We start from the raw sequence: 25,758 nt of genomic DNA, 5'->3' as shown, positions 1-25,758 counted from the left end.
CATATGAGGGCTTTAATTTATAGCTAAATAGTGAACTTAAAAATTGTCAGCTTATGCTTTTAATGCGGCATCAATCATGACCTGAGCTTGACTGATAATGTCACTTAAATGTGATTCACTAACAAAACTTTCAGCGTAGATTTTAAATAATGCCTCAGTGCCTGAAGGACGTGCTGCAAACCATCCGTTTTCAGTGGTGACTTTAATACCGCCAATGGCGGCATTGTTACCCGGTGCATGTGACAAAATAGCAGTTATGGTTTCACCCGCTAAGGTTTTATCAGTAAAGCTATCTGAAGATAATTTTTCAAATTTAGCTTTCTTCTTCAAACTAATCGGGCTATCGATACGAGTATAAAAACTTTGTCCAAATTGCTCGGTTAATTCGACATAGCGCTGAGCAGGTGTTTTACCCGTTACCGCTAATATTTCAGCTGCGAGTAATGCCAAGATGAAGCCATCTTTGTCAGTACACCAAGTACTGCCGTCTCTATTTAGAAATGCAGCACCTGCACTCTCTTCGCCGCCGAATGCAATTGAACTGTTAGCTAAACCATCAACAAACCATTTAAAGCCCACTGGCACTTCTAAACATTGACGGTTATGTGATTGGCAAATTCTGTCAATAATAGCGCTAGAAACCAAGGTTTTACCAATGGCTAAATCAGCTGACCAATCTTTGCGGTAAGTCAGCAAATAATCGATAGCAACGGCTAAATAATGATTAGGGTTCATTAAACCGAAACCTGGACAGACTATGCCGTGTCTATCGTAATCAGGATCGTTACCGACACACACATCAAAGTTTTCACTATGTTCAAGTAGACCCGCCATGGCATAAGGTGAGGAACAATCCATACGGATTTTTCCATCTTTATCTAAAGTCATAAACCCAAATGAAGGATCAACTTTATCATTGACTAGAGTGATATCTAAACCGTATTGTTTGGCAATGTGTGACCAATAATAAATGCCTGAACCACCTAAAGGATCAACGCCAATACGAATGTTAGCTTTAGCAATGGCTTGCATATCAATCACACTTGAAAGCGAATTAACATATGGTGCAATAAAATCGACTTCATCAATCCAGCCAGACTCAAGTGCTACACCATAATTAACCTTTTTAACACCTGATAATTGTTGTGCTAAATACTCATTCGCTTTAGATTCGATTAATTTAGTAATCTCAGCTTCAGCAGGTCCGCCATGAGGTGGATTATATTTAATACCCCCATCTTGTGGAGGATTGTGAGAGGGAGTAATGATTAAGCCGTCAGTTAATTCAACACCATTTTGAGCGGCGGAATCACTTGCAGCAACATTTGCTGCAATAATGGCTTGAGACACTACTGGCGTTGGAGTGAATCCATCATCTTGCTGAACTTTAACCGCAACTTGGTTTGCCGTTAACACTTCAAGCACTGACATGTACGCAGCATAAGACAATGCATGAGTATCAAAACCAACAATCATAGGTCCTTTGATGCCAGCTTGTTGACGGTAATCAACTACAGCCTGCGTTATCGCCCAAATATGATTTTGATTAAAACTGGCTTTTAACGAACTACCACGATGCCCAGATGTACCAAAAGTGACCTTTTGTTGCACATCCTCGACATTGGGTGTTATGCGATAATAATGACTCATCAACTTTGGTAAGTTGATCAAGTCTGTTTGTAACGCGACTTTCCCTGCTCTATTGTGAATCGCCACCCCGAGTCTCCCTTCTTAGATTTTAAATTCTTTGTGCAATCGATTTTGCCTGCTCTTCATTACAACCTAATTGCAATAACACTTCCGATAAAATGGTGCGTTTTTTAGCGGTATTATTGTTGGTTGTTACCCAATAACCACTGTCTCCAATTTCCTTTGGATTAGCAGATTGGCTTGCTGACAAAAGTTCAGCTTTTGAGCGTGCAAAATACAAACGCCCACGGCCTTGAATCTTTAGTATTTGTTCAAAAGTCGCAGGGGTCAGCTTTGATAAAGATTCTAGTAAGAACATAAAGCGCCCTACAGCACCTTTTTGTTGTGACAACATATGCTCATGTACAACGTCATTGAAGTTGATATTAGTTGCAACAGGTATCGTTTCTTGTTCTACAGCTTCTACTGGCTCGCTACTAGTCACTTCAACGTCATGTATTTCTTCTATTGCAACAGTATTAACAGCTTCTTGAGTCGATTCTAAACTTGGATGACTAATAGCAAGAGGTTCAGCAGGTTCGGTAGTTTCAACAGAAAGATCTAGTAATCGACGTAAAATATCTGATGCACTTTCGCCAATACGTTCCGTTTTACTTGCAATATGACGATAAAGTTCTTCGTCAACCTCAATATATTTCATATTAGTCAATATCCTTTGGTCTTTAAAAGGTAAACCGCCAAGTACTTATTATTCGATTTATACAACAATCGCAAATGTGCTGAATCATTGTTCTATATAGTGGCAGTCAAAAGATCGAGTATGATCGATCGAATTATTATTAACAGTCTACCCATCTGTCGCAATAGTTAAAGGGCAAAAGTCACTAAATCTTTCAAATTTAGTCAATTTCAATAAAACAATGAGCTGGTGGATTGTTTAATGAACATATGATCTTGGCTTAATTAATTTCGCCACTTGAAATTTGGTGTATTTTACAGGCAAAATCACCGCCTCATTGATTGTGATAACGGATAAAAGCCTCATGCATTATGTTTCCTCTGGCGAAGGCCAACCAGTCATCTTGATACACGGGCTATTTGGTAATTTAGATAATCTTAAAAATCTTGCTAGTACTCTAGAAGAAAATTACCAAGTCATTCGAGTCGACTTACCTAATCACGGCAAAAGTGAACACTGGGAATTTATGGATTACCCAAGCCTTGCAAAAGAGTGTGTGAACTTATTGGAAGAGTTAAATCTGTCTGAAGCTCACTTTGTCGGTCATTCTATGGGAGGAAAAGTCGCTATGGCGTTAGCTTTATTACACCCAGAGATGGTAACAAGCTTAGTTGTCGCAGATATTGCTCCAGTATCTTACAGTCCACGCCATCAAAAGGTGTTCGCAGGCCTAACCAGCATGCCAATGGCTGAACTCACATCAAGAAGTGCTGCACTAGAGCACTTAATCAACGCCGACATTGATTTGGGTACTGCACAGTTTTTATTAAAGAACTTACAACGTGCCGATAATGGTTTTGAATGGAAAATGAACCTTGATGGATTGATTGAAAATTACCCCCACATCATTGGTTGGGAAATGCCGGATGCTGTGTATAGCAAACCGTGCTTTTTTATCCGCGGTGGTGAATCAGAATATGTTTTAGCTGAGCATACAAATGCAATTATGAAACAATTCCCTAAGGTCACCGCAAAAACGATAAATGGTACAGGTCATTGGTTACATGCACAAAAACCTGAAATTTTTAATCGCTTGGTCGGAGAGTTTATTGATAAACACCAAAGTTAGCGTTCGATAGATGTGGCATAAGTAAACAACTCAGTAAATTTATAAAAAATGAACTAGGCAGATATAGCCCACGTATCATCATTGTGGTATATTCCCGCCCTCTTTTAGCCTTAAAGTAAAACTGAAGGTAAAAACATGTTGAATCAATACATGGATCAAATTGAGACTCTCGGTCTAAACTTGTTTTTTGCTTTAATTTTTTTCTTTATCGGCATGGCGATTCACGATGTACTCAAACAAGGCAAAGTGCCTAAGTTTGGACGATATATCGTTTGGTTAGTATTATTCCTTGGCTGTGCCGGGTTTGTAGCAAAAGGTATTATTCAGATGACCTGGGAAGGCTCAGGCATCGGTTAAACAAAACGATGGCAAAAGAATCAACAGACAGAACAACGATTGACCTGTTTGCTTCTGAAAAACGTCGTGGACGTCCAAGAAGCAATCCCTTAAGTCGGGAACAACAGCTAAAAATCAATAAGCGTAATCAGATCCAACGGGATCGCGCTAATGGATTAAAACGAATAGAGTTAAAGGTGTCACAAGTTTTGTATGACGCCTTGAACGAACAAGCATTGGCCAGTAACATCAGCCGTAGCCAGTTAATCGAATTAATCCTGCAACAACAAATCGACAACTGAACCATATTTTATAATTCGCAAAGCGAACTAGATATTTAAAGGATAGCCAATGGCAACTGTAGGTCTTTTTTTCGGTAGTGACACTGGTAATACCGAGGCTGTAGCCAAAATGATCCAGAAGAAACTGGGTAAGCAAATGGTTGATGTTAAAGACATCGCCAAAAGCACAAAGGAACAAATCGCTGAATTCGATTTGATTCTATTCGGTATCCCAACTTGGTACTACGGTGAAGCGCAATGTGATTGGGATGACTTTTTCCCAGAACTTGAGCAAGTAGACTTCACTGACAAGTTAGTGGCAATTTTTGGTTGTGGTGATCAGGAAGATTATGCTGAATACTTCCTTGATGCTATGGGCATGGTAGGTGACATTGTTTCTGAACGTGGTGGTATCATCATTGGTCATTGGCCAACTGAAGGTTACGACTTCGAAGCTTCTAAAGGCCTTGTCGATGATAAGCACTTTATTGGCCTAGGTATCGATGAAGATCGTCAACCAGAACTAACAGAAGAGCGCGTAGACGCTTGGGTTAAACAGATTTACGAAGAAATGTGCTTAGCTGAATTAGAAGACTAATCAATTTCTTTAGTGATAAGCGACTTGTTAGATCATCACTAAACAATAAAAAAGCGGCTAAAGCCGCTTTTTTTGAACCTGAGATTTGAATAAAGATTAATTAATACTTTACAGCTTATCCAGTAACTATATTTTGAAAAGCAAATTGTTTAAGGCAAGTCTACATGACCAATGAAACACCAGCAGCTAGCTCATATAAGTCACCACACTGGGATATATTCTGTGTCGTTGTCGATAACTATGGTGATATTGGCGTAACGTGGCGCCTTGCAAAACAATTAGCAGCAGAATATCAAATTGAAATTAATTTATGGGTTGATGACCTAAATAGTTTTTCACATATACTGCCTGAACTCGATAAAACATTATCTCAGCAGCAATTTTTTGGTGTGAATATTTTTAAATGGAATAAACCATTAGATATCCCTTATAGGCCAGGAAGTGTTTTAATAGAGGCTTTTGCCTGTGAATTGCCATCACAGGTTTTATCGACTATTGATGAATTACATCAAGAAAGTAAAACAAATTTTGAACAATCGATAAACACCGCCAGTAAACCGCCTGTATGGCTAAATCTAGAGTATCTATCTGCTGAAGATTGGGTCGATGGTTGTCATGGTTTACCGTCTATGCAAGCAAGCGGCATTAATAAGCATTTTTATTTCCCGGGTTTTACATCTAAAAGTGGTGGGTTAATTTGTGAGTCTGATTTGTTTAATCAACGAGATAAATGGCAATCATCTCCTAGCAACAAATTAGCTTTATTTAAAAAATTAGGCTTAATCGGTATAGAAGCAAATGACATTGTCATTAGTGTATTCAGCTATGAGACGCTTGCCTTAACCGCTTTGTGTAACTACTGGGCGAATATTGAAGTTCAAAATAACTCTGAACAAACAGCCATTCATGCCTTGATACCATTAGGTAAAAGCTTAGCCAGTATTGAAAGCCTCATCAGCACACCACTTAATAAGATTAAAGCTGGGCAACAGTTTACTGTCGGTAATTTAACTATTCATATTCTCCCCATGACAGCTCAAACCCAGTTTGATCGACTACTCTGGAGTTGTGATTTTAATATCGTTCGCGGAGAAGACTCATTTTTGCGCGCACAATGGGCCGCAAAACCGTTTATTTGGCACATATACCCGCAAGAAGATGATTATCATCTAGTAAAATTACAGGCTTTTGTTAATATCTACTGCTTAAACCTTGAAGATGATGCTGCAAATGCTTGGTCTAAAACCAATTTTGCTTTCAATCAACAAGAATCCAATGTCGTAGAACATTGGCAACAACTCATTTGTGCTCAATCGGCGTTACAGCAACATGCTAAACATTGGCCGATTGATGCTAAAAAGGATGCAGATCTTGCTTCTCGACTGGTTGAATTTGTGAAAACCAGCTAAGATACTGCGCAATTAAAAATTAATACCTAAAATATAGGAATAAAGTAATGAAAACTGCTCATGAACTCCGTCCTGGTAACGTGATCATGTTAGATGGCAGCCCGTGGGTTGTTCAGAAAACTGAAACAACTCGCTCTGGCCGTAACGCTGCAATCGTTAAGATGAAGCTTAAAAACGTTCTTCAAGATTCTACCACTGAAACCACCTTTAAAGGTGAAGACAAAATGGAAGATATCATCCTAGAACGTCTTGCATGTACTTATTCTTACTATGCTGATCCTATGTATGTATTCATGGATGCAGAGTACAACCAATACGATGTTGAAGCTGACAACTTAGGTGATGCTGGTGCTTATATTGTTGACGGTATGGAAGAAGAATGTTCAGTTACTTTCTATGAAGGTAAAGCGATTTCTGTTGAACTGCCTGTCACTATCGTACGTGAAGTAACCTACACTGAGCCAGCTGCTCGTGGTGATACTTCAGGTAAAGTAATGAAGCCTGCAACCATTACTGGTGGCGGTACTGTTACTGTTGCTGAATTCGTTAAAATTGGCGACAAAATCGAAATCGATACTCGTACAAACGAATTCAAAAAGCGCGTTTAATCAACCGACTTTTTATCGCTATAGCGAAAAAGACAAAAAGCCAGCTATTGCTGGCTTTTTTATGTTTTTTAATTGCTTAAACATAATTAATCAATAACAGAGACTTGTACTTCAAACTCTCACCTTAAAAGCGTTTTAAACTAATTGAAGGCCACTCATCGAAGTTTAAAACCAATTCAAGGCAGTCCCGAACCCGCTAGCAGAATAAAACCCTAAATAAACTATGAAATCTACTAAATAAACCTTTTATCTACTCAACAAATTCGTTATTGTTCGCAGACTTAAGTCGTATTAGTAAGGTTAAGCAAGTATGCGTCCCATCATCAAATCCAATAAACTCGATAGTGTGTGCTATGACATCCGTGGACCTGTGCATAAAGAAGCACGTCGTCTTGAAGATGAAGGCCACCGTATTTTAAAACTCAATATCGGTAACCCTGCCCCATTTGGATTTGAAGCCCCTGAAGAAATTGTACGTGATGTCATCCTAAACTTGCCAAGCGCACAAGGATATTGCGAATCTAAAGGGTTATTCTCTGCCCGTAAAGCCATTGTGCAGCATTATCAGGCGCAAGGTATTCACGGTATCGATATTGAAGATGTCTATATTGGAAATGGTGCTTCAGAGCTAATTTGCATGGCGCTACAAGGTTTATTGAATACGGATGATGAAGTATTGATCCCATCACCTGATTATCCTTTATGGACTGCTGCTGCTAACCTAGCTGGTGGTAAAGCTGTACATTACCGCTGCGATGAAGAATCAGACTGGTTTCCAGATTTAGAAGATATAAAAAGTAAAATTACACCTCGTACTCGAGGCATAGTGATTATTAACCCTAATAATCCGACCGGTGCGGTTTACAGTAAAGAATTACTGTTAGATGTGATTGAACTTTGTCGTCAACACGACATCATTTTATTTGCCGATGAGATATACGATAAGATTTTATACGATGATGCTGTACACACCCATGCAGCGTCGTTATCTGACGATATTCTAACAGTCACCTTTAATGGTTTATCAAAAGCGTATCGCGCTGCGGGTTTCCGTGTCGGCTGGATGGTGCTTAGTGGTAATTTAAAATCTGCGGCAAACTACATTGAAGGTTTAGACATGCTGGCCTCAATGCGTTTATGCTCAAACGTACCTAATCAACATGCTATTCAGACAGCATTAGGTGGCTATCAGAGTATTAATGAATTAATCCTGCCAAATGGTCGTTTGACCGCTCAACGTGACGTATGTTTTGATGCTTTGAATAGTATCCCAGGTGTTAGCGTTAAAAAGCCTAAAGGCGCATTATATGCGTTTCCTAAATTAGACATGAAAAAGTTTAATTTGCGTGATGATGAGCGCTTAGTTTTAGATTTACTTAAATCTCAAAAAATACTGTTAGTTCAAGGCACTGCATTTAACTGGCCTGAGCCTGACCATGTCCGAGTGGTATTTTTACCTCATAAAGAAGATTTATCAAAAGCATTAACCGACTTTGGTAATTTTTTAGAAGACTATTCTCAGTAACTTAGAAGATAATTATCAGTAACCGCTGCAATTACAATAGCCGTAATAGTTTTCAGGTTCCGATAAAAAGCCACTGTAAAATTTACAGTGGCTTTTTGCTCTTACGATTAAGGTAAATATTCAGTTTTAAAGCAAAGGACTAAATAGGTAAAAAACTTGTTCAATGAATCGCTTGTACATCGGACGTTGCTCCCACTCTTCAACAGTCAAAATATCAGAGTCATCCATATAACTTTGTAATAAAGCCCCTAACCTAGCAGCAAATTTAATGTCATCGACAGCCAAGGTTAATTCAAAATTCAACCACAAGCTGCGCATATCCATGTTTACTGTACCGATCAGGCAGTGCTCATCATCAATAAGCACCGACTTAGTATGTAACAGACCACCATTAAATTGATGTATATTCACGCCTGCATCTAATAATTCAGTAAAGAATGAACTGCTCGCCCACTTCACCATGGTGGAATCATTTTTACGAGGAATAATAATATTCACATCAACACCTCGTAAAGACGCAGTCACCAGCGCATCCAATAATTGCTCACTTGGCACAAAGTAAGGAGTTGTGATCACGATTTTTTGTTGCGCCTGATATAAGCTTTGTAGCAAGACTTGGTGTATCACTTCTTCTGGCATTCCAGGGCCTGAAGGAATGGCCTGAACTAAAGACGAAGTATCGCTGCAATAAGCTTCTGGTGGTTTAGCTGGCATAATCCGCTCGTTCGTTTCAACTTCCCAGTCCCAAGCACTCACCGTATTCATGACAGGGACCACAGGACCAGAAATTCTGACCATCATATCAATCCATTCACCAACACCATCTGATTGCTTAAAGCATTTAGGGTCAACGAGGTTCATTGAACCTGTATATCCAATACTATTATCAATGACGACGATCTTACGATGAAGACGTAAATCCATTCTTCTGAAAAACATTCTTAATGGACTGACAATCAGCGCCGCAACGACATTAATACCAACGGCTTTCATTTGTTCGGGCCATTGAGATTTGAAAAATTGCCGGCTACCTGCGGCATCAAGCAACAACTTTACAGCTATTCCTCGTTTAGCTGCGTTGATCAATGCTAACGCCACCTCATCAGCTAAACCTCCAGGATTCCAGATATAAAACTCTAAATGAATAGCCGTTTTAGCTTCATTTATGTCTTTAATGATGGAAGTTAAGATTTGCTCAGGGGTATGTTGCAGCACTAACTCATTGGCCATCAATGAGGGTATCGATAACTGCACGTCACATAGCTTACTGATTGAATGTGCATAATCACTTTGTTTGTCTGGTTGGTGGGCGTTATGTTGATACAAAGAAGAGAACCACTCACCATAAGGTTTAAACATAGCTTTAGAGCGACTAGAACGTGCTTTTCCTAAATGTAATTCGCCAAACAACAGATAAGCAATCACACCGACAAAGGGTAGGAAATAAATAATCAATAGCCACGAAAAAGATACGCCAACACTCCGCCGTTTAATCACAATTCGTGTTGCTACGCCACCGAGTATTAACCAATATAGGAAAACACCAAGTACAGCAATTATTTGGGTTAAATGATCCATAGGTATCTGATTCGCCCTAAGCTTTATAGTGAAATAGCAATAAATTAATAGTACAGTTTGATTGTACTGAATATTCCGTCAAACGTCATAAATAGAGCATTTAGCTTACTAGTCTTAATGTTGTCGTACACAATAACATTGGTACACGGCGATGTTATACAAAAAAGCTTTCAACGAGGTATCTTGAAAATTAAACATAAATACCTGTTAACTTTTTTGCTTATTAGCGGATTACTATTGTGTTATCACAGCATAATTGCAACTTTTAATGGAAAGCCTGAGGTCATGATGAGTGAACAACCGCCTTTTTTCGTATCCAATTGCTCTGTACAACCTTCTTCAGCATCCATAGATCGGCAAGGACTGTTAAATATTGCGGTTTGGAATATTTACAAGCAGAAGAAACTTAATTGGCAACCTGTACTCACAGAGTTAACCCAAAACAATGATCTAGTTCTGCTACAAGAAGCTAAATTAAACCGCACATTTCAACAATACTTAGAAGAAAAACAGTTTCATGTAGTGATGGCCAAAGGCTTTAAATTGATGAACGTCCCAATGGGTGTCATGAACGTATCGACTCAACCAGCTAATGAGGCCTGTGCTTATCAAACAACCGAACCATTAATTCGCTTTGCAAAATCAACTTTAGTCAGTCGTTATCCATTATCAACAGGTGAACAACTTCTAGTGATTAATTTACATGGAGTTAATTTTGATGTGCGTTTAACAAGCTTTGAGGCGCAATTTAAGCAAATACTCAGTAAAGTAACCGCTCACCGTGGGCCAGTTATTTTAGCCGGTGACTTTAATACTTGGCGTGATGGGAGACTAGATATTGTTAAGCAATTAGCTCATGGATTAAGACTTGAAGAGGCGCAATATAAAGTCGATTTCAGAAAACGCGTATTTGGGCTGCCATTAGACCACCTTTATTACCGTGGCTTAAGCTTAATCAATGCCAATTCGAATGAAACTACCGCATCAGATCACAACCCAATTCAAACTCAGTTTGCACTAAAATAAACACTAATTTTTATTTTAGTTCAGCAAACGTTTGTTGTAGAAACGTCAGAATACTTTAAAGCACATTAAGCGAGATTCATCACAGGTAAAACGATAAAAGTCTTCTTCTCTATCTTGCTCACCGACAAATGCCATTAAGGCTTTCTTATCTGTGCCTTTTACTAATTCTCTAATTTGCGCTAACCGCTCAGTAAACTTAGTTAACACGCTGGCTTGCCAACCTTCAGTATTAATTTCAACAAAGTAAGGTCTTAAATTCTTTTTCTTACCAGCACTTTGTTGCCACCAACCTGCTGAGAGTTTAATTTTAATTATATTGTTGTCTATTTCAGGCTTATCCCAAGACAAAATACTAAAGAAAATCTTGGTTTCAGGTTCAGCAGTTTGAAAACGAAATTTTTGTTTACCGATGGGATTATTGATCTTTTGGAAAATCTGTTGGTACTGATTGCCCTTGATACCTTCAAAAGTTAATTCACGATCACGATCAAACGGAAAATTGAAATATTGATCAACTAAGGTTTGAAAAGAACTGGTGACATAGTTTTGTTTAGTTTTAGTGTGTCCAGCATTAGCTGCAGAAGAAATGTTTTGAGCGCCAATTCGCTTGCTATCACTGGGCTCTTCATTGATAAGCTCTTCATGAATAAATTTAGCTGACTTTACCGCAGCAAGATTGAACCGGTTTGGGTATGCGAGCGGAAAACCTTCTTCGGTCGATATTCGACTCGTTTTAGCTTGCTCACGAATTTTTGCCGTTGCTTTAGCGTAGCAACCTGCTTTGTGTTCAGCATTTTTGCCCGTTTTAAAATACGGTTTGCGCAGGTTTACTGATTTTTTATAGGAGCAAGGAATTAACGACACACCGCATTCATCACAAACAAATTGGTAAGACTTAACATTTTCTAAAACGTATAAGTCTTCATTGGTGACGATTTTATTTAGCTCAATACAACGGGCATCATCCATTTTGCACTCTATAATTAATTCAATAAACTAGATTAAAACTAAGCTAATTTAATTTCAAATTTAAGTTATAAAATATTGAATAAAAACAGATTGATTATCTGGTGATTCAGCAATAACTCAAGTAATGTTGTAGCTATATCAGTATTAGCACATTCCGTATTCAGCGAGTAACGACTCTCTAGGGGACGAAAATGAAACCAAGCACATTTATGGCATGGATCACCCGTATGCCACTTCTCGAACGCTGGGCTTTAATGCACTGCTTTCAAAAAGAGAACGTATCAGAGCATTGCCATCAAGTAGCCGTAATAGCCCATTTATTAGTGGTGATTAAAAACAAACGTTTTGGCGGAAATTTAAACCCTGAAAAAGCGGCTACCATCGCGCTTTATCATGAAGTCTCAGAAACCAAACTTCAGGACATCAATACAAATACCAAATACCACAGCCCTGAATTTACTAAAGCATTTAAAAAGCTTGAAGACTTAGCAGAAAAAGAATGCCTTGCTTCATTGCCAGCTGATTTACGAGAAGAAATGGAGCCATTACTCGTTCAGTCAGAAGTTGACCCCGAATACAAAGCCATTGTAAAAGCTGCTGATATCTTACAAGCCTATGTCAAAACCATGAATGAGCTAAGATTCAATAACGATGAGTTTCATCACGTTAAAGATAATCTAGATAAAAAGCTCAATGAAATTCAGCAACAGCTGCCTGAAGTTAAATGCTTCATTGATATCTTTTTAGATAGCTGTACCTCCACATTAGATAAGTTAACTGAAAACGATCCGCAAATTTAACCCATTGATATGTTGAAGATTAATTAAAATACATTGCGTCGCCTTTAATAAAAGGAAGTGAAATGCCAGATACGATTTCTTATAAAATACCTGATAATGAACAAGCCCATAACCCTTGGCATGACAGACGTTTAGGTGAAGATAAATTAAGGCGCAATGATCACCGCAGCCCTTTTCAGCGTGACCGTGCCCGTATTTTACATTCTGCAGCTTTCAGACGTTTACAGGCTAAAACTCAAGTTCATGGTATTGGCATGAATGATTTTTTCAGAACAAGACTGACTCATTCTTTAGAAGTCTCTCAAATCGGCACAGGTATCGCTGCGCAGCTTAAACGTAAATATCCACAAATAAATGACCTTCTTGATTCAATGAGTTTGATTGAATCTTTATGCCTAGCCCATGATATTGGCCATCCACCTTTTGGTCATGGTGGCGAAGTCGCCCTTAATTATATGATGCGAGATCACGGTGGGTTTGAAGGTAATGGCCAAACCTTTCGTATTCTTGCAAGGCTTGAACCTTACACTCAATACTGGGGAATGAATTTAACCCGAAGAACACTATTGGGGATCTTAAAATACCCAGCTCTTTATAACAAACTGCACGTAGACTTAGGCCAACAAGAAATTAAAAATCATCGTCAACTTAAACCTTCAGAATGGCCGCCTGTAAAAAGTTTGTTTGATGATGATAAAGACATTTACGATTGGGTATTAGCCGGATTAACACCTGCCGATAGAAATCGCTTTATAAGTGCTAAGCCAAGTCCAACAGAGGCCTACCCTCACCATAGAACACAATATAAGTCGTTTGATTGCTCCATAATGGAATTAGCAGATGATATTGCTTACGCTGTACATGATTTAGAAGATGCTATTGTCATGGGGATTGTTACTCCTATTCAGTGGCAGCAAGATGTAGCTAACCATTTATCTGAAAGTGAAGATCCTTGGTTAAGTCATGAGTTTAAAACTATCGCAGATAAACTGTTCTCACATCAACATCACTTGCGAAAGGATGCTATTGGCACACTAGTTAATGGCTTTGTCACTGACATTATTATTTCAGAAGATACTCATTTCGAAGAACCACTTTTAAGATTTAATGCCGAACTTCAACCCGATTTTGCCGACGCATTGGATACGCTTAAAAGGTTTGTCTTCAAATACGTGATACGTAAGCCAGAAATTCAAATGCTCGAATACAAGGGACAGCAAATTGTCATGGAATTATTTGAGGCTTTTGAATCTGATCCTCTTCGCCTTTTGCCATTAAACACTCAAGAGCGTTGGCAACATGCAAAAGACAATAACTTAAATGAAATGCGAATTATTGCGGATTATATTTCTGGGATGACCGATGAATTTGCAGGTCGTCTACATCAACAACTTTTCGGACCAAAATCTGCAGGGATTTTTGAAATCAGCCTTGAAAGATAAATTTGGCAATCTAAACTAAGTCATAAATAAAGGGCTCACTATTTAGCGAGCCCATTAACAACTTTCCAAACTACAGCCTTTCTTTTAGCCTAAATCAGCATTAAGTTGAGCGCTGCAGATATGTGATTTTAATAACACCATTTCATTGTCATAAAACCTTAAACTAATCTCATTATGTTTAAACTGTGAACTACTCGTTAAATTCATCAGCATCTTCGTAATAAACTTACCAATAGAACTCAATTTGTGTCGTTGATCACGATATTCATGCCTCTAAAGAGGTAATTTTATAACAAGGATTAAGAGTTCGTAAAAATAAACAAATTTTACTATTGAATAAGAGTCGTTACCTAAAACTGTTTAGTTAACTATTTTTTAAGGAAGTGATTATGACTGTCACCAATACTGAGCAACTTAACCAACTTGTTGACCGAGTGTCAAAAGCTCAAAAAGAGTTCGCTAATTTTAGCCAAGAACAAGTCGACAACATTTTTAGAGCTGCAGCACTCGCAGCTACTGATGCACGTATTTCATTAGCCAAAATGGCAGCGACTGAAACTAATATGGGACTATTAGAAGATAAAGTGATTAAGAACCACTTTGCTTCTGAATATATCTATAACAAATACAAAGATGATAAAACCTGCGGCATCATTGCCGAAGATGTCACTTTTGGTACCATCACCATTGCAGAGCCTGTCGGTATCATTTGCGGAATTGTACCAACCACTAACCCGACATCTACAGCGATCTTTAAAGCGTTAATCAGCCTTAAAACCCGAAATGGCATTATATTTTCGCCGCATCCTCGGGCTAAACAGTCAACTACAACTGCCGCTAGAATTGTGCTTGAGGCGGCAATTGAAGCCGGTGCACCAAAAGACATTATTGGCTGGATTGATGAACCTTCAGTTGCCCTTTCTAATCAGTTAATGACTCATGAGCAAATTAACTTAATCCTTGCGACAGGTGGCCCTGGAATGGTGAAAGCCGCCTACTCATCTGGTAAGCCAGCTATTGGTGTTGGAGCTGGTAATACACCGATTGTAATTGATGAAACCGCTGATATTAAACGAGCAGTCAGCTCCATTTTAATGTCAAAAACATTCGATTACGGCGTTGTTTGTGCTTCAGAGCAAGCCGTGGTCGTGGTTGATAGCATTTACGAACAAGTTAAAGAACGTTTCGCAACTCACGGTGGCTATATGCTAACAGTCGCTGAAACTAAAGCCATGCAAGATGTGATTCTTAAAAATGGTAATTTAAATGCTGACATAGTCGGACAAAGTGCTGCGACTATCGCTGCAATGGCTGATATAGAGGTACCAAGTTGGACTAAAGTGCTTATTGGTGAAGTGACTGAAATTAGTGATGCAGAAGCGTTTGCACATGAAAAACTATCACCACTTTTAGGCATGTATCGTGCAACAGACTTTAACGATGCCATGGATAAAGCAGAAGCATTAGTCACACTCGGTGGTATTGGCCATACATCAGGTTTATATACCGACCAAGATGGACAAAGTGAACGTGTTAAAGCTTTTGGTTTTAGAATGAAAACGGCTCGTATCCTAATCAATACCCCCGCATCACAAGGCGGTATCGGTGATCTGTACAACTTTAAACTCGCGCCATCATTAACTTTAGGTTGTGGCTCTTGGGGCGGCAACTCAATTTCTGAAAATGTCGGACCAAGCCATTTAATCAATAAGAAAACTGTCGCGAAAAGGGCTGAAAATATGTTGTGGCATAAACTACCTTCATCAATCTACTTCCGCCGCGGCAGCTTACCTATTGCACTTGAAGAATTAGAAACTAAAAAACGTGCCTTAATCGTGACTGATAAGTTTTTATTCAACAATGGCTACTGTGATGAAACCATCAAAATTTTAAAAGCTCAGGGTTTAGAAACAGAAGTGTTTTATGAAGTCGAAGCTGACCCAACACTTGCCATTGTTAAACAAGGTGCAAAAGTTGCTCAAAGTTTCCAACCTGATGTCATCATCGCTTTAGGTGGTGGTTCACCAATGGATGCAGCTAAAATTATTTGGGTACTATACGAGCATCCTGATGTCGATTTTGCAGACTTAGCACTTCGCTTTATGGATATTCGTAAACGTATTTATAAATTCCCTAAGTTGGGCGTAAAAGCACAAATGGTAGCCATTCCAACAACTTCAGGGACTGGTTCAGAGGTAACTCCGTTTGCCGTTGTTACTGATGAAGTCAGCGGTATGAAATACCCTATTGCTGATTATCAGTTAACGCCTAATATCGCGATTGTGGATCCAAACCTTGTTATGGATATGCCTAAATCACTCACCGCTTTTGGTGGCATTGATGCAGTAACCCATGCATTAGAAGCTTATGTTAGTGTTATGGCAAACGAATTCAGTGATGGCCAAGCACTGCAAGCGATGGATCTATTAGTTGAGTATTTACCCGCGGCATATGAACAAGGTGCAAATGCGCCTGTGGCTCGTGAAAAAGTCCATAACGGCGCAACCATAGCCGGTATTGCCTTTGCAAATGCTTTCTTGGGTATTTGTCACTCACTTGCTCATAAACTTGGAGCAGAGTTCCATTTAGCACACGGTTTAGCTAATGCCCTACTCATCAGTAATGTAATTAGATTTAATGCTACTGATATGCCGACTAAGCAAGCATCATTCAGCCAATATGATCGCCCTAAAGCATTGTGTCGTTACGCAACAATTGCTGAGCATTTAAAAATTGAAGGCGTTGATACGGTAGAAACGGATAGTGAAAAAGTTGAGTTGTTAATCGCTAAGATAGATGAACTCAAATCAGTAGTGGGCATTCCTGCTTCTATTCAAGAAGCTGGCGTTAACGAGGCTGATTTCTTAGCAAAACTGGATGAGTTAGCTGAACATGCTTTTGATGACCAGTGTACTGGCGCTAATCCACGTTACCCATTAATTAAAGAGCTAAAACAAATTCTAATTGATAGCTTTTACGGTACAAAGTATCAAGACGAACAAGCTTAATGATTACTTGATTTAAAACCTTGCTGCTTAGGCTTTATCCTTAATAAGAGTGTTAATAAAGCCAGTAATTAAGTCATAAACTAAAACGCTAGCCATTCAATTTGAATTGGCTAGCGTTTTTATTAGCGTATACTTTAAAACAACCATACTTAAAAACAACCAAGCAATGATTGCGACTAAACTCAGCTTCTGTTTTACTAATCATATTAATTCCAACAACTTTTAGTGAATGTTCAATGAATCGTCGTGTGTTTTTAAAAACCTTATTAGCTGGCGGGACTATATCTACTGCAGCGGTTGGAATAACTTGGTTTTCAATCGACATGGAAACTCAGCCACTTACTATTAAACACACACTGACAAAGTTAGCGAAGATAAAACAACAGTTACTAGCAATGACAAACACTGAAGATCTCATATCCTTTACAACTGGTAAGTGGGATTTAAATCAGATATTTAACCATTGCGCACAAAGTGTCGAATATTCGATGACGGGATATCCTGAGCATAAATCTGAAGTATTTAAACAGACAGTTGGAACCCTAGCATTTTCTGCCTTTGCAGCAAAAGGGAAAATGAAACACAATCTGAGTGAGGCAATACCAGGAGCCCCTGCATTGTTAGAAACAAAACCTTTGAGTACCGAATACATCCTAACTGCTTTAAGTCGTTTCACAACATCGTTAACAGATTTTGAGTCCTACACAGGGAAATTACAGCCCCACTTTGCCTATGGCGAACTTTCTAAACAAGAATATACTTTAGCCCATGCAATGCATTTCAATAACCATTTATTGGAATTAATTGTTGAATAACGTTATGTGCTAAAACCTGATTAATTACCTTTATCGCTTTATTAACTGAATACAGGCCTTAACAAGCACTAATTTACACTATAAGTTTAATTTCATTTCAACTAAGGTTTTGCTAAAACCAAGCTTTTTGTAAGCACGAATTGCAGCTTCGTTGTCATCATAAACATCAAGGTAAAAGTCATTAACTAATCGTTGTTTGCTCCATTGAACAAGTTTATCAATTAACAATTGATTAATTCCGTGCCCTCTATGCTCTGGAGCAACATACATAAAACCTAAATAGCCATGTTTATCGTGATTTAAAGATCGCTTTGAGGATCTTATTTGAACATAACCTGTAGCGATAATCCGGCCTTCTATTTCACCGACCAGTATGTAACTTTGATCATCTGTTAGTAAGCTTTCAAGATCATAGTAATATGCATTTTCAGATTTTATTGATGAATTAAAAGGTCGCTCTGCTTGCACAACTTGTTGCTCAAGTCCCTTCAATAAATCAATGTCTTGCGATGTTGCTTTTCTAAATTTAAGGTTCAATTGTTTTTCGCCTGCTATGAATAATCTGAAGTTTGCCAAAGTAGAACTTAGTGGTGCAGTCATTATTATTTACCAACATCACCAATACACTTCCCTAATACACGTCTCTGATATACTTCTTTGATACACGTCACTGTCACACACATGTAATTTAGCCAATTATTTTACCAAACTTCTGCTTATGACTGTCTACTACTTGTTACCGCTTCAATCAATGCATTAGGTCTGTCTACGCCAATGTAAATGCGAGTAATATCGGCCATTGGCCTTGATAGTGTTATTTCTATATTAGGAACGCCACTGAAATTATAACGTTTTACATGAGGTTGCCGTTTAATAAATTCATGATTCGTCGAGATACTTTGAATATTTAATATTGGAACGATCATAGTGTTAAACACCCCATAGCGAATAAATATGTTTTGTTTATCGATAGTGATGGGACGACGGGACATTGAAAGGTATTCAGCGATAAAAAACACTAAACTAAACAGAGTTAAAGCGGTAATGATATTTGCGGCGAAAGGCGACCAAATGAAATGTAAGACTAAATGCATTAATGGGATTTCAAATGCAATCATCAAAATAAAGCCAAGGGCATTAGATTGTTGGCTATCTTTCAAGTGATAGTAAAAAGCATGTTCACCAGAATAAAAATTAGATTTTATAAATCGACTACAAAAAATGAAGTACCAAACACGGACTTCTAGCAGCAATATATTAGCAATTGTATTATCACCAAACGTTGATTTAACGGCAGATTCAATAGCTAAGTCAGGATCTTCTTTTGTACTAACCGCTTGTTTAATCGCAACAAAAACACAGTAAATGGCACTTAGTTCCATAAAGACAAACAAGATCAATATGATGTAACGTAAATCTGTTAGATAGGGCCAAATAGATTGATGTTGCTCGGGAATAAAATAGCTTCCAAAGGTTACAAATAAAACAAAGTAACTAATAGACTTAATGAGAGCTTGCTTGACTGATTTAATGCATAACAAACAAATCAATGGCACTGTTATCGTGATATCAATTAAAAATAACCAGTCATGATTAGCTAAGCCATTGCTATTGAGCCAATTATCCGTGTTGAAGAAATAATACCAAGCACACAAAAGCAACAAGAAACTGATCAAAGGTATTTTTGATATCCAAACTTGAGACTGTGTTGTCATTCATAATCCTTCATGCATCATTCAAACATTAAGTGCTATGGCCTGAACAGGTATTTAGCATTGACTTAAAGCGGTAAATGGCTTTTTAAGCAATGCATTAACCAAGATAATTTTCACTCTGTTGATTATATTAATGATATATCAGGTATAAAAAAACCACCCAAAAGGTGGTTTTTTAACTAAGCAAAACGCTAACATCTAAAGAGCGCTAATTGCATCTTTACATAATTGAGTAATTCGTTCCCAATCACCCTGCTCCATTGCATCTGTTGGTGCGATCCAACTGCCGCCAATACAATCCACGTTTGGTAATGCTAAATAGTTTTTGTAACTATTAGGTGTAATACCACCAGTAGGACAAAAACGAATATTAGCTAATGGGCCAGAGAACGCTTTAAGCGCATTCACACCACCTGAAGCTTCAGCTGGGAAGAATTTAAAGTGGGTGTAACCCAATTCCATTCCTACCATGACTTCAGAAATACTTGCTACACCAGGAATTAAAGGCACATTGCCTTTCTTCGCAGCTTCAAGTAACCCTTTTGTCGCACCTGGAGTGATAATAAATTGTGAACCAGCATCAATCGCTTGCTGTAAATGAAGTTCATTTAAAATCGTACCTGCACCCACAATGGCTTCTGGTACTTCTTTAGCAATTAATTCAATTGCTTCTAAAGCACACTCTGTGCGTAAAGTAATCTCTAAAACACTTATGCCACCCGCAACTAATGCTTTCGCTAACGGTACAGCATGCTCAATTTTATTGATAACCATTACAGGAACAATCGGACTGCGTTTAAAAATATCTTGTGGCTGTAATGTCCAGTTATTCTCAAGCATTCGTTAATCTTCCTTACAATTAGTAAATTTCGTCAATGGCACTGGTACTGCGAGCGCCTGTTTCAGGACTGCTTAAACTACTTCGAAGTGCACCAAATAGTTCGCGTCCCATGCCATAACTTGAATGATGTAAATCCACTTTACCGGCAACCCGAGCAGCTAAGGTGGCTTCATCAACAAGTAAACTCAATTCGCCTGTATCGGCATTAACTCTTATTAAATCGCCATCTTCTACTTTGGCGATAATTCCTCCATCTAACGCTTCTGGCGTTAAATGAATAGCTGCTGGTACTTTACCTGACGCACCTGACATACGACCGTCGGTAACCAAGGCAACTTTAAAGCCTTTGTCTTGTAATGTTCCAAGGTACGGAGTTAACTTATGTAACTCAGGCATACCGTTAGCTTTAGGCCCTTGGCCTTTTACTACAACGACACAATCTCTATCTAGTTCGCCAGCTTGGAAAATAGCGTCCAATTTGTTTTGATCGTCAATCACAACAGCTGGACCTTCAACAATACGATTAGCACTAGGCACTGCAGATACTTTGATCACTGCTCGACCTAAATTACCTTTCAGTAATTTCAAACCGCCATTGTTTTGGAAAGGCGTACCAACATTGGTTAATACTTCTTTATCTAAACTGTCGGTAGGTCCATCAACCCATGTGAGTTTTCCATCTAAAATGCGTGGCTCTTGGGTATACTTACGAAGACCAAAACCTGCAACTGTATTGACATCTTCATGGATCAGACCTGCATCAAGCAATTCTTTTACTAAAAATGCCATTCCACCTGCTGCATGAAAATGGTTAATATCAGCGTGACCATTTGGATAAACCTTGGCCATTAATGGTACGCAGTCTGATAAATCAGAAAAGTCATCCCAGTTGACAATGATGCCTGCAGCACGAGCTGCAGCAACAATATGCATAGTCAGGTTGGTCGAGCCACCAGTGGCAAGGATACCGACGATGCCATTAACTACTGATTTTTCATTAACCACTTCACCAATTGGTGTATATTGCGTGCCCATTTCAGTTAAACGACACACTTGTTTGGCTGCCATCGCGGTTAATTCATCACGCAATGGATCATCAGGGTTTACGAATGAAGAACCAGGAAGCTGTAGCCCCATGATTTCTAACATCAACTGGTTCGAGTTTGCAGTACCATAGAATGTACAAGTACCGGCGCTGTGATAAGAGCTAGATTCAGCTTCAAGTAATGCAGCACGATCAACCTTGCCTTGGGCAAACTGCTGACGTACACGTGCTTTTTCTTTATTGGGAATACCAGACTTCATTGGGCCAGCAGGCACAAACATCATAGGTAAATGACCAAAACTCAACGCTCCAATTAATAAACCAGGGACGATTTTGTCACAAATACCCAGTAGTAATGCACCGTCAAACATGTTGTGAGATAACCCCACAGCTGTTGACATGGCAATCACTTCACGACTTAATAAACTCAATTCCATACCAGGTTGACCTTGAGTCACACCATCACACATTGCAGGTACACCCGCTGCAACTTGCGCGACGCTACCCACTTCTTGACACGCTTTTTTCAAAAAGTTTGGGTAATCTTCGTATGGTTGATGCGCTGAAAGCATGTCATTAAAAGCCGTTACAATGCCAATGTTGGCTTTTGTTAACTGGCGTAATGACTCTTTATCAGCGGGCTGACACGCTGCAAAACCATGGGCTAAGTTGCCACAGCTTAACGCGCTACGATGAACGCCTTTAGCGCTTGCATCATTTAAAGCTTGTAAGTATTTTTCACGAGAATCTTTGCTACGTTCGATAATTCTATCGGTAACAGCTTGAACTACTGAGTGCATAATTGACTCCTTTAAGCGCTATAGAACACATCAACGGGCGTTTTACGCTGCGCTAATACTGCTCTGATAGGCATTTCGTTCACATCGTCAGCTTGTAGTGCTTGGCGATAAACGGATAATTTTGATTCACCAACAAGATGTAGGTAAATTTGACGACTATTTAAAATCGCACCTTTAGATAAGGTAATGCGAGCATGTGGTGCAGTAGTTGGATTAACCGCCGCGCACAATGCATCAGTTGTAAATGCATTTTCTAACTCAGCACTGCATGGGAACCACGAACAAGTGTGGCCATCAGTACCCATGCCTAATACCACTACATCGAATGGCTTAGGGAAGTTAGCTAAAGATTCAATCGTCATATCACAGCCCTTCTCTGGGCTTTCAAACATATTTTTTAAACCGCGAAATTTGGCACTGGCCGCGCGGTTTTGTAATAAATGTTCACGAACTAAGCGCTCGTTAGAATCATTAGCTTCAGCATCAACCCATCGCTCATCCGCTAAAGTGACGTATACATCACTCCAATCAATGGCTTTATTACTTAATAACTTAAACAATTTAAGTGGCGTAGAGCCACCAGATACGACAAGGCTAGCCTTACCACGACTATCGACAGCATCTTGCAATTGAGTTGCAATTTTTTCAGCAAGCTTGGCTTCTAAATCGCTTGGCGTATCAAATGACTTAAATACAGATTCTTTAATCATCTTAAAATCCTTACTCGTCCCAAGAACGACCGTCTTTAGTGATAAGTGCTACAGAAGCAACTGGGCCCCATGTACCTGCAGGATAAGGCTTTGGTTTTTCACCGCCATTTTCCCAAGAGTTCATAATTCCATCGACCCATGTCCACGCTTCTTCAACTTCATCACGACGAACAAACAATGCTTGGTTACCAATCATAGCTTCAAGCAATAAACGCTCATAAGCATCAGCAATACGCTCGTTCTTAAACGTATCCGTGAAACTTAAATCGAGTTTAGTCGTTTGAATACGTTGCTTTTCTTCCAAACCTGGGACTTTATTCATCATTTGAATTTCAACGCCTTCATGAGGCTGTAAACGAATAGTCAACTTGTTCGGCGGAAGGTTGCGCATACTGTCGCGGTATAGGTTTAACGGTGGGTTTTTGAAGTACACCACAATTTCTGAACTCTTGAACGGCATGCGCTTACCACTACGTAGGTAGAATGGTACGCCTGCCCAGCGCCAATTATCGATGTCTACTCTTAACGCGACGAAAGTTTCAGTACTTGATTTAACGTTAGCACCTTCTTCTTCTAAGTAACCCGGAACTGGGCTGCCTTTTAAGAAGCCAGCTGTGTATTGGCCACGTACGGTATTTTCAAAAACATTATAAGGAGTGATAGGACGTAATGATTTAAGTACTTTTACTTTTTCATCACGAATGCTGTCCGCATCAAGATTGACTGGAGGATCCATCGCTACAAGGGTTAACACTTGCAATAAATGGTTTTGGATCATGTCACGCATTTGACCAGCAGTATCAAAGTAACCCCAACGTCCTTCAATACCCACTTCTTCAGCAACCGTAATTTGTACATGATCAATCGTACGGTTATCCCACTTAGAAGCAAACAAAGAATTAGCAAAACGAAGAGCAATCAAATTTTGTACCGTTTCTTTACCTAAGTAATGATCAATACGATAAACCTGATTTTCATTAAAATATTCTGAAACTTTGTTGTTAATGACTTTTGAAGACTCAAGACACGTCCCGATTGGCTTTTCAAGTACAATACGCGTATCAGGGTGTATTAAGTTTTGTTCGTTAAGACAACGACAGATATCACCAAAGATAGAAGGAGGAGTTGCAAAATAACTTACCATTACGCGCTTTGTTGGTTCTAGTAAGTCATGGAAAGCTTTATAACCTTCAGCTTCCGTAAAATTAGTGCCGATATAATGGCAACGAGCAATAAATCTTTCGAGGGTTTCTTCACATAATTCGTCTTTAACAAAAGTGTTTAAAGCTTTTTGAACTAAGGCGATAAACTCTTCTTGAGTGAAAGCATCTTTGGCGACACCAATCACTTTCGTATCTTTATCTAGCAGGTTTGCTTTATCTAATTGATAAAGTGAAGGCAGTAATTTACGTCTCGCGAGATCGCCCTTCGTACCAAAAAGTACAAAATCGCAAGCCTTAGCCCCTGATGATGAGTTACTCATTGCTTTACATACTCCTTTATATTGTGTGTCCATTGGCTATTATTTTTAGTTGCCGATGATTTAAAACACACTTTTGTTGTAATATAACAACAGAATTTGATTTGTGCATCTATAATTTGAAAATATTCGTTTGTCTTGTATCTAGCCTTTTTAACATAAAACCTGATAGTATTTTGGTGATAAAATTACTGAACTCGCTGTTTATAGTTACAGAAAAACTCGGTAAAGTGACTACATATCGTTTATAGAAGTACGAAAATTACTTCATTTACCCTTAAAATGTAATTTATGATATAAAATTACATCATCCATTTTAGCGGACAATTGCTTATGAATACCCTTGAAAAGGTGCAAAAAAGCCTTACACAATTTAGTAAGTCAGAGCGTAAAGTGGCAGAAGTTATCTTATCTTCGCCACAGACAGCTATTCACTCAAGTATAGCGACGCTAGCAAAAATGGCTGACGTCAGTGAGCCAACGGTGAATCGCTTTTGTCGTCGTTTAGATACTAAGGGTTTCCCTGATTTTAAATTACATCTGGCACAAAGTCTCGCTAACGGTACACCTTATGTTAGCCGCCATGTTGAAGAAGATGATTCACCAGAATCTTATACAACAAAAATCTTCGAATCTTCAATGGCATCCCTTGATACAGCGCGTCAGAGCTTAGATGTAGTCGCTGTCAACAAAGCAGTTGATATTCTTACACAAGCTAAAACAATTTCATTTTTCGGACTGGGTGCTTCTTCTTCTGTTGCCCATGATGCTCAAAATAAATTTTTCAGATTCAACGTACCTGTCATATGTTTTGATGACGTTTTAATGCAACGTATGAGCTGCATTGGATGTGATGAAGGCGATGTAGTGGTACTTATTTCTCATACAGGTCGCACTAAATCCCTTATTGAGATTGCCCGTATCGCCCGTGAGAACGGTGCAGCCGTAATCGGTATCACAGCGCGTAACTCTCCTCTTTCTCATGAATGTACCCTGCCAGTGACCATGGAAGTACCAGAAGACACAGACATGTACCTTCCAATGGCTTCTCGTTTAGCACAGCTTGTTACTATCGATGTTTTAGCAACAGGCTTTACCCTGCGTAGAGGCCCTCGTTTCCGTGACAATTTGAAGCGAGTTAAAGAAGTTTTAAAAGAATCTCGCGTTAATAAAGATCTTACTATTTAAATATTGCCTTTAAATTACAGGTCTAAAAAGCCGAACAGTATTGCCTGTTCGGCCTTTTTATTGTCTAAAGATCGATTCTGTCACAAAAATAAAACACTAAAACCGTTCTTTTTGTTTGTAACTTTC

The 25,758-nt window shown here is 38.8% G+C and carries 23 protein-coding genes; 13 read left to right on the top strand and 10 right to left on the bottom strand.

Annotation, left to right across the window (positions count from 1 at the left end; translation table 11 throughout):
- Positions 1-51: 51 nt before the first annotated feature.
- Both pgm and seqA read right to left on the bottom strand, forming a co-directional pair.
- A complete protein-coding gene (gene pgm / locus L2735_RS02130) occupies positions 52-1,716 on the bottom strand; it encodes a phosphoglucomutase (alpha-D-glucose-1,6-bisphosphate-dependent) (protein ID WP_248983129.1) in 1,665 nt (554 codons plus the stop codon).
- Between the two features lie 22 nt (positions 1,717-1,738).
- The gene (seqA, locus tag L2735_RS02125; RefSeq protein ID WP_248983128.1) at positions 1,739-2,350 is read right to left on the bottom strand and encodes a replication initiation negative regulator SeqA; all 612 of its coding nucleotides are present in this window, start codon (positions 2,348-2,350) and stop codon (positions 1,739-1,741) included.
- A gap of 343 nt (positions 2,351-2,693) precedes the next feature.
- On the opposite strand from seqA, the gene L2735_RS02120 reads away from it, so the two are divergent.
- The 7 genes from L2735_RS02120 (at position 2,694) to L2735_RS02090 (ending at position 8,215) form a co-directional block, all read left to right on the top strand.
- Positions 2,694-3,458 (top strand): alpha/beta fold hydrolase, encoded by a 765-nt coding sequence (locus tag L2735_RS02120; protein WP_248983127.1) that lies wholly within the window; start codon positions 2,694-2,696, stop codon positions 3,456-3,458.
- Between the two features lie 135 nt (positions 3,459-3,593).
- The gene (locus L2735_RS02115) at positions 3,594-3,815 is read left to right on the top strand and encodes a DUF2788 domain-containing protein (protein ID WP_102527253.1); all 222 of its coding nucleotides are present in this window, start codon (positions 3,594-3,596) and stop codon (positions 3,813-3,815) included.
- Between the two features lie 8 nt (positions 3,816-3,823).
- On the top strand, positions 3,824-4,096 hold the full coding sequence (ybfE, locus tag L2735_RS02110; RefSeq protein WP_055023987.1) for a LexA regulated protein: 273 nt from the start codon (positions 3,824-3,826) through the stop codon (positions 4,094-4,096).
- Positions 4,097-4,145: 49 nt separating this feature from the next.
- Positions 4,146-4,673, top strand: coding sequence for a flavodoxin FldA (gene fldA, locus L2735_RS02105; RefSeq protein WP_248983126.1), 528 nt, complete (start codon positions 4,146-4,148; stop codon positions 4,671-4,673).
- Between the two features lie 164 nt (positions 4,674-4,837).
- On the top strand, positions 4,838-6,082 hold the full coding sequence (earP, locus tag L2735_RS02100; protein WP_248983125.1) for an elongation factor P maturation arginine rhamnosyltransferase EarP: 1,245 nt from the start codon (positions 4,838-4,840) through the stop codon (positions 6,080-6,082).
- 47 nt (positions 6,083-6,129) lie between these two features.
- The gene (efp, locus tag L2735_RS02095; protein WP_220754467.1) at positions 6,130-6,690 is read left to right on the top strand and encodes an elongation factor P; all 561 of its coding nucleotides are present in this window, start codon (positions 6,130-6,132) and stop codon (positions 6,688-6,690) included.
- Positions 6,691-7,000: 310 nt separating this feature from the next.
- The gene (locus L2735_RS02090) at positions 7,001-8,215 is read left to right on the top strand and encodes a pyridoxal phosphate-dependent aminotransferase (RefSeq protein ID WP_248983124.1); all 1,215 of its coding nucleotides are present in this window, start codon (positions 7,001-7,003) and stop codon (positions 8,213-8,215) included.
- A 126-nt stretch (positions 8,216-8,341) separates the two neighbouring features.
- Here the strand turns inward: L2735_RS02090 and cls are convergent, their stop codons facing one another.
- Positions 8,342-9,793 (bottom strand): cardiolipin synthase, encoded by a 1,452-nt coding sequence (gene cls / locus L2735_RS02085; protein ID WP_248983123.1) that lies wholly within the window; start codon positions 9,791-9,793, stop codon positions 8,342-8,344.
- A gap of 138 nt (positions 9,794-9,931) precedes the next feature.
- On the opposite strand from cls, the gene L2735_RS02080 reads away from it, so the two are divergent.
- Positions 9,932-10,819, top strand: coding sequence for an endonuclease/exonuclease/phosphatase family protein (locus L2735_RS02080; protein ID WP_428848284.1), 888 nt, complete (start codon positions 9,932-9,934; stop codon positions 10,817-10,819).
- 45 nt (positions 10,820-10,864) lie between these two features.
- Here L2735_RS02080 and L2735_RS02075 read toward each other — a convergent pair whose 3' ends face one another.
- Positions 10,865-11,788: a hypothetical protein gene (locus tag L2735_RS02075; protein ID WP_248983121.1), complete on the bottom strand. Its 924-nt coding sequence runs from the start codon at positions 11,786-11,788 to the stop codon at positions 10,865-10,867.
- 191 nt (positions 11,789-11,979) lie between these two features.
- Here L2735_RS02075 and yfbR point away from each other — a divergent pair, with 191 nt between their 5' ends.
- From yfbR to L2735_RS02055, 4 genes are all read left to right on the top strand, one after another.
- Complete coding sequence (gene yfbR / locus L2735_RS02070) at positions 11,980-12,588, top strand: 5'-deoxynucleotidase (RefSeq protein ID WP_248983120.1); 609 nt, start codon at positions 11,980-11,982, stop codon at positions 12,586-12,588.
- Between the two features lie 62 nt (positions 12,589-12,650).
- Positions 12,651-14,030 (top strand): anti-phage deoxyguanosine triphosphatase, encoded by a 1,380-nt coding sequence (locus tag L2735_RS02065; RefSeq protein WP_248983119.1) that lies wholly within the window; start codon positions 12,651-12,653, stop codon positions 14,028-14,030.
- 389 nt (positions 14,031-14,419) lie between these two features.
- Positions 14,420-17,038: a bifunctional acetaldehyde-CoA/alcohol dehydrogenase gene (gene adhE / locus L2735_RS02060; protein ID WP_248983118.1), complete on the top strand. Its 2,619-nt coding sequence runs from the start codon at positions 14,420-14,422 to the stop codon at positions 17,036-17,038.
- A gap of 236 nt (positions 17,039-17,274) precedes the next feature.
- Positions 17,275-17,853 carry a DUF1569 domain-containing protein gene (locus tag L2735_RS02055; RefSeq protein ID WP_248983117.1) on the top strand — a complete coding sequence of 193 codons (579 nt, stop codon included), beginning with the start codon at positions 17,275-17,277 and terminating at the stop codon, positions 17,851-17,853.
- A gap of 78 nt (positions 17,854-17,931) precedes the next feature.
- On the opposite strand, the gene L2735_RS02050 is transcribed toward L2735_RS02055, so the two are convergent.
- The 6 genes from L2735_RS02050 to zwf form a co-directional block, all read right to left on the bottom strand.
- Positions 17,932-18,453, bottom strand: coding sequence for a GNAT family N-acetyltransferase (locus L2735_RS02050; protein ID WP_248983116.1), 522 nt, complete (start codon positions 18,451-18,453; stop codon positions 17,932-17,934).
- A gap of 116 nt (positions 18,454-18,569) precedes the next feature.
- Complete coding sequence (locus tag L2735_RS02045) at positions 18,570-19,568, bottom strand: hypothetical protein (RefSeq protein ID WP_248983115.1); 999 nt, start codon at positions 19,566-19,568, stop codon at positions 18,570-18,572.
- Positions 19,569-19,766: 198 nt separating this feature from the next.
- Positions 19,767-20,408 (bottom strand): bifunctional 4-hydroxy-2-oxoglutarate aldolase/2-dehydro-3-deoxy-phosphogluconate aldolase, encoded by a 642-nt coding sequence (locus L2735_RS02040; protein WP_248983114.1) that lies wholly within the window; start codon positions 20,406-20,408, stop codon positions 19,767-19,769.
- Between the two features lie 19 nt (positions 20,409-20,427).
- Positions 20,428-22,254 (bottom strand): phosphogluconate dehydratase, encoded by a 1,827-nt coding sequence (gene edd / locus L2735_RS02035; protein ID WP_248983113.1) that lies wholly within the window; start codon positions 22,252-22,254, stop codon positions 20,428-20,430.
- 11 nt (positions 22,255-22,265) lie between these two features.
- Positions 22,266-22,964, bottom strand: a complete 699-nt coding sequence (gene pgl, locus L2735_RS02030; RefSeq protein WP_248983112.1) for a 6-phosphogluconolactonase — start codon at positions 22,962-22,964, stop codon at positions 22,266-22,268.
- A gap of 10 nt (positions 22,965-22,974) precedes the next feature.
- Positions 22,975-24,447 carry a glucose-6-phosphate dehydrogenase gene (gene zwf, locus L2735_RS02025; RefSeq protein ID WP_248983111.1) on the bottom strand — a complete coding sequence of 491 codons (1,473 nt, stop codon included), beginning with the start codon at positions 24,445-24,447 and terminating at the stop codon, positions 22,975-22,977.
- A gap of 330 nt (positions 24,448-24,777) precedes the next feature.
- On the opposite strand from zwf, the gene L2735_RS02020 reads away from it, so the two are divergent.
- Positions 24,778-25,632: a MurR/RpiR family transcriptional regulator gene (locus tag L2735_RS02020; protein ID WP_076541003.1), complete on the top strand. Its 855-nt coding sequence runs from the start codon at positions 24,778-24,780 to the stop codon at positions 25,630-25,632.
- Positions 25,633-25,758 lie beyond the last annotated feature (126 nt).

Origin of the sequence: Shewanella olleyana, assembly GCF_023283825.1 — a bacterium.
Classification (GTDB): domain Bacteria; phylum Pseudomonadota; class Gammaproteobacteria; order Enterobacterales; family Shewanellaceae; genus Shewanella; species Shewanella olleyana.
The sequence above is the reverse complement of the archived record's forward strand: the minus strand, read 5'-3'. Positions and strand labels throughout refer to the sequence as shown.